This window comes from Bradyrhizobium sp. MI1.11, from assembly GCF_055811255.1.
Genome location: NZ_JBVVPM010000180.1, coordinates 1 through 1,054 on the forward strand (window position 1 = coordinate 1; position 1,054 = coordinate 1,054).

General features: G+C 65.7%; 1 protein-coding gene. It reads left to right on the forward strand.

Annotation, left to right across the window (positions count from 1 at the left end; genetic code table 11):
* Positions 1 to 64: 64 nt before the first annotated feature.
* Positions 65 to 1,054, forward strand: a 990-nt coding sequence (locus AC0L30_RS42990; RefSeq protein WP_473406790.1) for an IS5 family transposase, incomplete at its 3' end; no start/stop codon positions are given.

Below are 1,054 nucleotides of genomic sequence, written 5' to 3' on the forward strand. Positions count from 1 at the left end.
GCGAGGGCTTTGCGTAAATCGCGAATCTGCGATTCTCTAAGAGACATCTGAAGAGGATCTGGGGATGGCATATCGGCAGGTGGGGCAACCGAGCTTCGCAGATGCGTTGGCGTCGCGGCGGGGCAAAGGGGGTGCGGTCCTGAGGCGGATTGGCGAACTGGTGGATTGGGCGGCTGTCGAGCGCGTGCTGAGCGGCCTGCCGGAGCCGGAGCGTGGCGCGCCGGCCTATCCTCGGCTGGTGATGTTCAAGGCTGTGCTGTTGCAGCAATGGTACGGTCTGTCCGATCCGGAACTGGAAGAAGCGCTCGATGACCGGGCCTCGTTCCGCGACTTCTGCGGCTTTGCGCTGGGCGACGAGACGCCCGACCACACGACGATCTGGCGCTTCCGCGAAGCTTTGCAGCAGGCTGGCCTGGACGAGACGCTGTTTGCCGAGATGCTGCGCCAGATCGACGCGCGCGGGCTGGTGCTGCGCCGAGGCACATTGATCGACGCCAGCCTGATCCCGGCGGCCGTGAAACCGCCGAAGCCGCCAAAGGACCCGCTGCCTCCCGGCCCGGACGGACGCCCGCCGAGCAAGCTGGTCAATAGCGAGCGCGATACGGATGCGCGATGGACCAAGAAGGGTGGCAAGCGATACTTCGGCTACAAGGCGCATGTCGGTGTCGACCAGGGCTCGGCGATCATTCGTCGCAGCAAGCTGACCGACGCTGCGGTCAACGATACGGTGCCCGCCGACGAATTGATCAGCGGTGACGAGAAGGCGGTCTACGCCGACCAGGCCTATGACAAGCATGAGCGTCGCGCCGGGCTGGCTGCCCGGGGCATCAAGCCGCGGCTGATGTTCCGGCCCAACAAGCATCATCCCCTGACCGAACGGCAGAAGCGCTTCAACGACGCCGTGGGACGGCGCCGCGCCCCGGTCGAGCAGGTCTTCGCGCGCCTCAAGGGCGTCTACGGCTGGGCGCGAGCCCGCTATCTGGGCCTGGCACGCAATCATACCCATCTGCGTCTTCTCTGCCTGGCCATGAACCTCAAACGATGGGCGGTCCTG